The organism is Actinomadura rubrisoli (assembly GCF_004349215.1).
In the GTDB taxonomy this organism is placed as follows: Bacteria; Actinomycetota; Actinomycetes; order Streptosporangiales; family Streptosporangiaceae; genus Spirillospora; species Spirillospora rubrisoli.
On sequence record NZ_SMKU01000350.1, the window covers coordinates 1 to 9,763 of the forward strand.

Sequence of the window (9,763 nt, forward strand, 5' to 3'; positions counted from 1 at the left end):
GCCGGCGGGCGGCCCGGCGCGGGTGCGGGGCCGGTCGCCGTTCCAGCTCGCGTGGAGCCGGTTCAGGCGCGACCGCCTGGCCGTCGCGTCCCTGGCCGTCCTGGCGCTGATCGTGGTGTTCGCGGTGCTGGCGCCGCTGTGGGAGCGCTGGACGGGCCACCCCTACGACGCGACGTTCCCCAAGACGGGCCTGGACGTGGACGGGCAGCCGCGCGGCCCGTCCGGCGAGTTCTGGCTCGGCGCCGACCAGCTCGGCCGGGACGTGCTGGTCCGCGCCGCCTACGGGGCGCGGATCTCGCTGGTCGTCGGGGTCCTCGCGGCGGTGCTCGCCTCGATCGCCGGGACGCTGGTGGGGACCCTGGCCGGGTATGCCGGCGGGGTCGTGGACACGCTGCTGGCCCGGCTGATGGACATGACGCTCGCGCTGCCGTACCTGCTGGTGGCGATCATGCTGGCGACCACGTTCCAGATCTCCTCGGTGGCCGCGAGCCTGACGATGACGATCCTGGTCATCGCGTTCTTCTCGTTCGCGGCGTTCGGGCGGATCATCCGGGGCCAGGTGATGTCGCTGAAGCAGAAGGAGTTCATCGAGGCGGCCCGCTCCCTCGGCGCCTCCAACGCGCGGATCATGCTCGTGGACGTGCTGCCGAACCTGGTCGCGCAGGTCACGGTGCTGACCTCGCTGCTGATCCCGACGTCGATCGTGTTCGAGGCGACGCTGTCGTTCCTCGGCGTGGGGGTGCGGCTGCCGATGCCGAGCTGGGGGTCGATGCTCGGCGAGGGCAGCGACGTGTTCCAGACCGCCTGGTGGCTGCTGGCGGTCCCCGGCGCCCTGCTGCTGCTGACCACGCTGTCGTTCAACCTGCTCGGCGACGGGATCCGGGACGCGCTGGACCCGCGCGGCGACCGCGCCGCCGGGGGGAGGTGAGCCGCCCGTGACGCGCTTCGTCGTCCGCCGCCTGCTGTACGCGGTGATCGTGCTGTGGCTGGTGTCCACGCTGGTGTTCGTGTTCCTGCACGTGTCGCCCGTCCCGGTGGAGCGGGTCATCGGGGGGCCGCGCGCCACGACCGACACCCTGGAGCAGATCCGCCGCAACCTCGGCCTGGACCAGCCCGTCCTCGTCCAGTACTGGCAGTTCCTCAAGCGGCTGCTGCGCGGCGACCTCGGCGACTCCTACATCAACGGGACGCCGGTGGCCGACCTGATCTCCGACCGGCTGCCGACGACGCTGTGGCTGGTCGCCGGGGCCGGGGTCGTGTGGTTCGCCGGCGGCGTCGTCACCGGGGTGCTCAGCGCGACGCGGGCGCGGAGCCTGTGGGACCGGGCGGCGACGGTGTTCGTGCTGATCGGGCTGTCCACGCCGCCGTTCGTGATGGCGCTGGTGCTGCTGTACCTGTTCGCGACCAGGCTCGGCGAGTCGGGCGTCCACTTCTTCGAGGCGGGCCCGCCGCTGCAGGAGCACTTCCTGCGGCGGATGATCCTGCCGTGGGCGGCGCTGGCGTTCCTGATGGTCGCGGCCTACACGCGCCTCACGCGCGGGGCGATGCTGGACGTGCTGGGCGAGGACTACGTGCGGACGGCGCGGGCCAAGGGGCTGGCCGAGCGCCGGGTGGTGTACCGGCACGGGCTGCGGGCTGCGCTGACCCCGGTCGTCACCCAGTTCGGCATCGACCTGGGGGCGCTGATCGGCTCGACGATCGTCACCGAGAAGGTGTTCGGGCTCCAGGGCGTCGGGCAACTGGTGTACCAGTCGATCGCGCTCGGCGACACCCCGGTGATCATCGGGGTGACGCTGGTGGTGACGCTGTTCGTGATCCTGGCGAACCTGCTCGTGGACGTCGGCTACTCCGTGCTGGACCCGCGCGTCCGGCTCTCCTGACCGACCAGCCCCCGACCAGCCCCGACCGGACCCGAATCAGACCCGATCGGACCTGGTCGGACACACCGGGACAGTAACCATGATCTCGGAGTAATCCCACCGGCAGGCCATGGATAAGCTTCCGGGTATGCGATCGTGGCCCGCTTCTCGAGTCCCCAGCCTCTCCGACGCGGGACTGCCCGCCCCGGCGCGGCAGCTGCTCCTGCACGACACGGCGACGGGCACGACACGGCCCACGCGGCCCGAGCGGCCCGGTGACACCGCCCGGATGTACGTCTGCGGGATCACCCCCTACGACGCGACGCACCTCGGCCACGCCAACACCTACCTCGCGTTCGACCTGGTGAACCGGGTGTGGCGCGACCTCGGCCACCGCGTCCACTACGTCCAGAACGCCACCGACGTCGACGACCCGCTCCTGGAACGTGCCCAGCAGACCGGGGAGCACTGGCGGGCGCTGGCCGACCGGGAGATCCAGCTGTTCCGCGACGACATGGCGGCGCTGCGGGTCCTGCCGCCGGACCAGTACGTCGGCGCGGTCGAGGCGATCCCGCTGATCGTCGAGATGATCGAGAAGCTGCGGGGCCGGGACGCCACCTACGAGGTGGACGGCGACATCTACTTCCCCATCGCGTCCGACCCGGCGTTCGGGCAGGTCAGCGGGCTGTCCAAGGAGCAGATGGGGCCGCTGTTCGCCGAGCGCGGCGGCGACCCGGACCGCCGCGGCAAGCGCGACCCGCTCGACGCGCTGCTGTGGATGGCGCGGCGCCCGGGCGAGCCCGGCTGGGAGTCGCCGTTCGGGCAGGGCCGCCCCGGCTGGCACGTGGAGTGCTCGGCGATCTCCGTCGAGTACCTCGGCATGGCGTTCGACGTGGAGGGCGGCGGCTCGGACCTGGCGTTCCCGCACCACGAGATGGGCGCCTCGCACGCCCAGGTGGCCACGGGGGAGCGCCCGCACGCCCGGTCCTACGTCCACGCGGGGATGGTGGGCCTGGACGGCGAGAAGATGTCCAAGTCGCGCGGGAACCTGGTGTTCGTGTCGCGGCTGCGCGAGGACGGCACCGACCCGATGGCGATCCGGCTGGCGCTGCTGGCGCACCACTACCGCTCCGACTGGGAGTGGACGAGGGCGGAGCTGGACGCGGCGTTCGCGCGGCTGGCCCGCTGGCGCGCCGCCGTCGCCCGCCCGTCGGGCCCGTCCGCGGCGCCGGTGGCCGACACGGTCCGCCGCCACCTGGCCGACGACCTGGACGCCCCGTCGGCGCTCGCGGCCGTCGACGCGTGGGCCACCGCCGAGGGGCCGGACGAGACCGCCCCTTCCCAGGTCAGGGTCCTCGCCGACGCCCTCCTCGGCATCGCCCTCTGACCCCTGCCGCCGGGGCGCGCGCCGTGCGGGGAGGGTCAGCCGGGGTCGCGGCGGCGCAGGTAGCGCTCGAACTCGCGGGCGATCGCGTCGCCGCTCGCCTCGGGCAGCTCGGTGGCGTCCTTCTGCTCCTCCAGCGTGCGGACGTACTCGGCGACCTCGGAGTCCTCCTCGGCCAGCTCGTTGACGCCGTTCTCCCAGGCGCGGGCCTCCTCGGGCAGCTCGCCCAGCGGGACGGTGACGTCCAGGAGGTCCTCGACGCGGCGCAGCAGCGCGAGGGTGGCCTTGGGGGAGGGGGGCTGCGCCACGTAGTGCGGGACGGCCGCCCACAGGGACACGGTGTCGAGGTCGGCCTTGGCGCAGGCGTCCTGGAGCACGCCGAGGATGCCGGTGGGGCCCTCGTAGCGGGCCGGTTCGAGGTGGAGGGTGTTGACCAGGCCCGCCTCGGACGCGGCGCCCGTCACCGGGACCGGGCGGGTGTGGGGGGCGTCGGCCAGCAGCGCGCCGAGGAGGACGACGTTGCGGACGTCCAGCTCCAGCATCAGCCCGACGAGCTCCCGGCAGAACGACCGCCAGCGCATGTTCGGCTCGATGCCGTGCACGAGGACCACGTCGCGGCCGTTGGGCAGCCGCGCCCAGGAGATGCGCGTCGTCGGCCAGGTGATCCCGCGGGTCTCACCGTCGATCATCTCCACGATCGGCCGGGTCACCTGGAAGTCGTAGTAGTCGTCGGGATCGAGTTCGGCGATGGGCACGGCCTCCCACGTGGACTCCAGGTGCTGGATGACCCCGCTGGCGGCCTCGCCGGCGTCGTTCCACCCCTCAAAGGCGGCCACGAGCACCGGATCGACGAGTTCCGGCACGCTTTCGAGCTCGACCACGCGCTGCCTCCTTCCGACGTCGGGTACAGCGTCACCGCGGGGGCCGTCATTCCCGGTCGGGGGCCGGGCATGATCGGTGGCTGTCAGCCTACGTCCTGACAGTGACCTACCCCACCGTTCCACCGCCAGACCCCGTCCCTGTACGCCCGGGGCGGAACGAGGGTCACGATCGGGTCACTTGCCGTCGGTGGTGTGGACGATCAGCACGTCGCACGGCGAGCGGTGCGACAGGTTCGCCGGGACCGAGCCCAGGATGCGGCCCGCGAGGCTGTTCAGGCCCCGGTTGCCGATCACGACCAGCTCCGCGGCGCGCTCCCTGGCCAGCCTCGCGATCACGTCGACGGCGTCGCCCTCGACGGCGAGGTGCTCGATGTCCTTGGCGCCCGCCGCGACCGCCCGCTCCCGCGCGGCCCGCAGCGCGTCGTCGGCGGGCGTGGACCCCTGCACCTTGTAGGCCAGGTCGCCGAGCCGGTCGGCGGCGCTGGCGCGCTCGCGCTCGGGCATGGGGCTGTAGGCGGAGGCGAGCAGGAGGGTCGCGCCGGTCGCGGCGGCCAGCTGCGCCGCCCTGTCGACCGCGCGGAACGAGGTGTCCGAGCCGTCGGTGCCGACGAGGATGATGCGGTACGCGCTCATGCCGCTCCTTACCGGTTGGTAGTTTTCCGGCACGTTATCGGTCCGGTGACCGGTCCGTCACTGTCTCCTTGCACACAGCGTCCAGTTGCGCATCGCATGCCGCGTCCGGTTGCGCGTTGCGCGCCGGATCCGATCGCCGTCGCGCGGGCCGCACCGGCTTCCCGGGATCTGGACGCGGGCGAGGAAACACGGGCCCTCACGGATAGGGTGGTGGACCATGAGCACTCCCACATCGCAGTCCCTGCGTCAGGCCCTGAAAGAACGCGTCGTCGTGGCCGACGGGGGCATGGGGACGATGCTCCAGGACGCCGGCCCCACCCTGGACGACTTCGAGGGGCACGAGGGCTGCAACGAGATCCTGAACGTCACCAGGCCCGACATCGTCCGGTCCGTGCACGACGCGTACTTCGCCGCGGGCGTCGACTGCGTCGAGACCAACACCTTCGGCGCCAACCTCGGCAACCTCGGCGAGTACGGCATCCAGGACCGGATCCACGAGCTGGCCGAGGCGGGCGCCCGGATCGCCCGCGACGCCGCCGACGCGGTCTCCGCCCCCGACCGGCCCCGCTGGGTCATCGGGTCGGTCGGCCCCGGCACCAAGCTCCCCACGCTCGGGCACGTGGCGTTCGCCGAACTGCGCGACGCCTACCAGATCAACGTCGAGGGCCTGCTCGCCGGCGGAGTCCACGCCGTGCTGGTGGAGACCTGCCAGGACCTGCTGCAGGTGAAGGCCGCGGTGATCGGCGCCAAGCGCGCCATCGCCGCCGCCGGCGCCGACACGGTCCTGATCGCCCAGGTCACCATCGAGCAGAACGGCGCGATGCTGATGGGCTCGGAGATCGGCGCCGCGCTCACCGCCCTGGAGCCCCTCGGCCTCGACCTCATCGGCCTCAACTGCGCCACCGGCCCCGCCGAGATGAGCGAGCACCTGCGCTACCTGGCCCGCCACGCGCGGATCGGCCTGTCGTGCATGCCGAACGCCGGCCTGCCCGAGCTGACCGCCGACGGCGCCACCTACCCGCTGACGCCGGCCGAGCTGGCCGACGCCCACGACACCTTCACCCGCGACTTCGGGCTGTCGCTGGTCGGCGGCTGCTGCGGCACCACCCCCGAGCACCTGCGGCAGGTCGTGGAGCGCGTCCGGGGCCGCGGGCTCGCCGACCGCCGCCCCCGCCCCGAGGCGGGCGCCTCCTCGCTCTACCAGCATGTCCCGTTCCGACAGGACACCTCCTACCTGGCGATCGGCGAGCGCAACAACGCCAACGGCTCCAAGGCGTTCCGCGAGGCGATGCTGGAGGCCCGCTGGGACGACTGCGTCAAGATCGCCCGCGACCAGGCCCGCGACGGCGCCCACATGCTCGACCTGTGCGTCGACTACGTCGGCCGCGACGGCGTCGCCGACATGAAGGAGCTGGCGTTCCGCCTCGCCACCGCCGCGACGCTCCCCATCGTCCTGGACTCCACCGAGATCCCCGTCGTCGAGGCCGGGCTGGAGATGCTCGGCGGCCGCGCGGTCGTCAACTCCGTCAGCTTCGAGGACGGCGACGGCGAGGACTCCAAGCTGCGGCGGCTCATGCCGATCGTCCGCGAGCACGGCGCCGGCATCGTCGTCATGTGCATCGACGAGGAGGGCCAGGCCCGCACCGCCGACCGCAAGGTCGAGATCGCCTGCCGGATGGTCGACGAGCTGACCGGCAACTGGGGCATGCACGTCGAGGACATCATCGTCGACTGCCTCACCTTCACCATCGGCACCGGCCAGGAGGAGTCGCGCCGCGACGCCCTGGAGACCATCGAGGCGATCCGCGGGCTGAAGCGCCGCCACCCCGACGTCCAGACCACCCTCGGCCTGTCGAACGTGTCGTTCGGCCTGAACCCGGCCGCGCGGATCGTCCTGAACTCGGTGTTCATGCACGAGTGCGTCGACGCCGGCCTCGACTCCGCGATCGTCCACGCCTCCAAGATCCTGCCGATGGCGCGGATCCCCGAGGAGGAGCGCAAGGTCGCCCTCGACCTGGTCTACGACCGCCGCTCGGACGGCTACGACCCGCTGCACCGGTTCATGGAGCTGTTCGAGGGCGTCGACACCGCCGCGATGAAGGCCGACCGCGCCGCCGAGCTGCTGGGCCTGCCGCTGTGGGAGCGCCTCAAGCGCCGCATCGTCGACGGCGAGCTGAACGGCCTCGGCGACGACCTGGAGGAGGCCCTCGCCGAGCGCCCCGCCCTGGAGATCGTCAACGACGTGCTGCTGGACGGTATGAAGACCGTCGGCGAGCTGTTCGGGTCCGGGCAGATGCAGCTGCCGTTCGTCCTGCAGTCCGCCGAGGTGATGAAGACCGCGGTCGCCTACCTGGAACCGCACATGGAGAAGGCCGAGGACGGCGGCAAGGGCCGCATCGTCCTCGCCACCGTCAAGGGCGACGTCCACGACATCGGCAAGAACCTCGTCGACATCATCCTGTCCAACAACGGCTACGAGGTCGTCAACATCGGCATCAAGCAGCCGATGTCGGCGATCCTGGAGGCCGCCAAGAACGAGCGCGCCGACGTCATCGGCATGTCCGGCCTCCTCGTCAAGTCCACCGTGATCATGAAGGAGAACCTGGAGGAGCTCAACTCCCGGGGCCTGGCCGGGCAGTGGCCGGTGCTGCTCGGCGGCGCCGCCCTGACCCGCGCCTACGTCGAGCAGGACCTGGCCGGGCTGTTCGACGGCCAGGTCCGCTACGCCCGCGACGCCTTCGAGGGCCTCCGGCTCATGGACGCGTTCATGGCCGTCAAGCGCGGCGAGGAGGGCGCCACGCTGCCGCCGCTGCGCGAGCGCCGCGTCAAGAAGGGCGCGACGCTCAAGGTCACCGAGCCCGAGGACATGCCCGCCCGCTCCGACGTCGCCGTCGACAACAAACTCCCGAACCCGCCGTTCCTCGGCGACCGCATCGTCAAGGGCATCCCCCTCGCCGAGTACACGTCGTTCCTGGACGAGCGCGCCACCTTCATGGGCCAGTGGGGCCTCAAGCCCGCCCGCGGCGGCGACGGCCCGTCCTACGAGGAGCTGGTGGAGACCGAGGGCCGCCCGCGGCTGCGGATGTGGCTGGACCGTGTCCAGACCGAGGGCCTGATCGAGGCCGCCGTCGTGTACGGGTACTACCCCGCCGTCAGCGAGGGCGACGACCTGGTCGTCCTCAACGACGACGGCTCGGACCGGGAGCGGTTCACCTTCCCGCGCCAGCGCCGCGACCGGCACCTGTGCCTGGCCGACTTCTTCCGGCCCCGCGACTCCGGCGAGACCGACGTGGTCGCGTTCCAACTCGTCACCGTCGGCTCCAGGATCGCCGAGGCCACCGGGGAGCTGTTCGCCAAGAACGCCTACCGCGACTACCTGGAGCTGCACGGCCTGTCGGTGCAGCTCACCGAGGCGCTGATGGAGTACTGGCACACCCGGATCCGCTCGGAGATCGGATTCGGCGCCGAGGACTCGGGCGACATCGAGGACTTCTTCAAGCTCGGCTACCGCGGCGCCCGCTTCTCCTTCGGCTACGCCGCCTGCCCCGACCTGGAGGACCGCACCAAGCTGGTGCGGCTGCTCAAGCCGGAGCGGATCGGCGTGGAGCTGTCGGAGGAACTCCAGCTCGTCCCCGAGCAGTCCGCGGACGCCCTGGTCGTCCACCACCCCGAGGCCAAGTACTTCAACACGTGAGGAGCACGGTGACCCGCGAAGGGCTCCAGGCCGTCCTGTTCGACATGGACGGCCTGCTGATCGAATCCGAGAGCGGCTGGCTGGAGGTCGAGTCGGAGGTCATGGCGTGGCTCGGCGGGACATGGACCCCCGAGAACCAGGAGAAGCTCGTCGGCGGGTCCCTGTACGTCGCCGTCGACTACATGCTGGAGCTGACCGGATCGCCCGCCGCGCGGGACGAGGTCGCCGCTCGGCTGCTGGACGGCATGTTCGAGCGGCTCAGCACCTGCGTGCCGCTCATGCCCGGCGCCAAGGACCTGCTCGCCGAGCTGCGCGGTGCGGGGGTCACGACGGCGCTGGTGTCCTCCAGCCACCGGCGGCTCATCGAGCCGGTGCTGGACGCCGTCGGCCGCGAGCACTTCGCGCTGAGCGTCGCCGGCGACGAGGTGGCCCGCACCAAGCCCGACCCCGAGCCCTACCTGACCGCCGCCGCCCGGCTGGGCGTCGACCCCGGCCGCTGCGTGGTCCTGGAGGACTCCCCGAACGGGGTGGCCGCCGCGGAGGCGGCGGGCTGCGTGACGGTCGCGGTGCCCGGCGTGCTCCCGATCCCGCCCGCACCGGGACGCACCGTGGTGGCCTCGCTGCGCGAGGTGACCCTGGAGCGGCTGTCGGCGCTGGTCCGATGAGGGCGCGCCCCCGCAGGTAGCGGTCCGCTGCTACCTGCGGGGCGGACCCTAGGGGACGGGTCACGCCGGAGGAGGAGACGGAGCGCCCGGCAAACCGTCCGCCGGGAGGAGCGGCACCGGCCCCCGGACGTGTGACCATGGGGAGAGCATCACCGCACGGAGTGAGGGGCCGGCATGAGCGACGAAGCCATATTCGCGATCAGCCTCGGGGTGACCCTGATCGGGCTGGTCACCAGCTGGGGGGTCTACCGGCGCCGCGGCGCGGCGTCCGGGATGCGCGGCGCCGCACTGTCGCTGATCCCGCTGGCCGCGGCGATGACCGGGGTGACCGAGTTCTTCGTCGACCTGGCGTTCAGCCCCGTGAAGTGGGCCGGGGTCGCGCTGTCGGGCCTGGCGGTCCTCCTCTACCTGACCTCGGGCGCGATGCTGAGCCGCCGCGCCGCCGCCGCGGACGGCGGCAAGGCCGCCGCAGGCGGCGGCGAGCCGAAGGCCGCCAAGCGCTCCGCGAAGCCCAAGGGCGCGGTGGGCGGCGCGACACCGGCGGGCGACCCGGAACTGGCGGAGATCGAGCAGATCCTCCGCAACCGCGGCATCTCCTAACCCTCCCAGCCCTCCAGGGGCCCGCCCGCCCGAACGCGGTGGCCCCT

Annotated in this window: 8 protein-coding genes; 6 read left to right on the forward strand and 2 right to left on the reverse strand. The window is 72.3% G+C overall.

Going from position 1 to position 9,763, the window contains the following annotated elements; translation table 11 throughout:
* The 3 genes from E1298_RS38930 to mshC all read left to right on the forward strand — a co-directional run.
* Window positions 1–928, forward strand: a 928-nt coding sequence (locus tag E1298_RS38930) for an ABC transporter permease (RefSeq protein ID WP_131902402.1), incomplete at its 5' end; no start/stop codon positions are given.
* 7 nt (window positions 929–935) lie between these two features.
* The gene (locus tag E1298_RS38935; RefSeq protein ID WP_131902403.1) at window positions 936–1,880 is read left to right on the forward strand and encodes an ABC transporter permease; all 945 of its coding nucleotides are present in this window, start codon (window positions 936–938) and stop codon (window positions 1,878–1,880) included.
* A gap of 127 nt (window positions 1,881–2,007) precedes the next feature.
* Window positions 2,008–3,246, forward strand: coding sequence for a cysteine--1-D-myo-inosityl 2-amino-2-deoxy-alpha-D-glucopyranoside ligase (mshC, locus tag E1298_RS38940; RefSeq protein ID WP_131902404.1), 1,239 nt, complete (start codon window positions 2,008–2,010; stop codon window positions 3,244–3,246).
* Between the two features lie 35 nt (window positions 3,247–3,281).
* Here the strand turns inward: mshC and E1298_RS38945 are convergent, their stop codons facing one another.
* Complete coding sequence (locus tag E1298_RS38945; protein WP_131902405.1) at window positions 3,282–4,124, reverse strand: PAC2 family protein; 843 nt, start codon at window positions 4,122–4,124, stop codon at window positions 3,282–3,284.
* A gap of 174 nt (window positions 4,125–4,298) precedes the next feature.
* Window positions 4,299–4,757 carry a universal stress protein gene (locus E1298_RS38950; protein ID WP_131902406.1) on the reverse strand — a complete coding sequence of 153 codons (459 nt, stop codon included), beginning with the start codon at window positions 4,755–4,757 and terminating at the stop codon, window positions 4,299–4,301.
* A 217-nt stretch (window positions 4,758–4,974) separates the two neighbouring features.
* Between E1298_RS38950 and metH the strand changes: the two genes are divergently transcribed.
* From metH to E1298_RS38960, 3 genes are all read left to right on the forward strand, one after another.
* Window positions 4,975–8,451 (forward strand): methionine synthase, encoded by a 3,477-nt coding sequence (gene metH, locus E1298_RS38955; RefSeq protein ID WP_207945099.1) that lies wholly within the window; start codon window positions 4,975–4,977, stop codon window positions 8,449–8,451.
* Between the two features lie 8 nt (window positions 8,452–8,459).
* Window positions 8,460–9,116, forward strand: coding sequence for an HAD family hydrolase (locus E1298_RS49830; protein ID WP_207945100.1), 657 nt, complete (start codon window positions 8,460–8,462; stop codon window positions 9,114–9,116).
* 174 nt (window positions 9,117–9,290) lie between these two features.
* On the forward strand, window positions 9,291–9,716 hold the full coding sequence (locus tag E1298_RS38960) for a hypothetical protein (protein WP_131902407.1): 426 nt from the start codon (window positions 9,291–9,293) through the stop codon (window positions 9,714–9,716).
* Window positions 9,717–9,763: the final 47 nt, after the last annotated feature.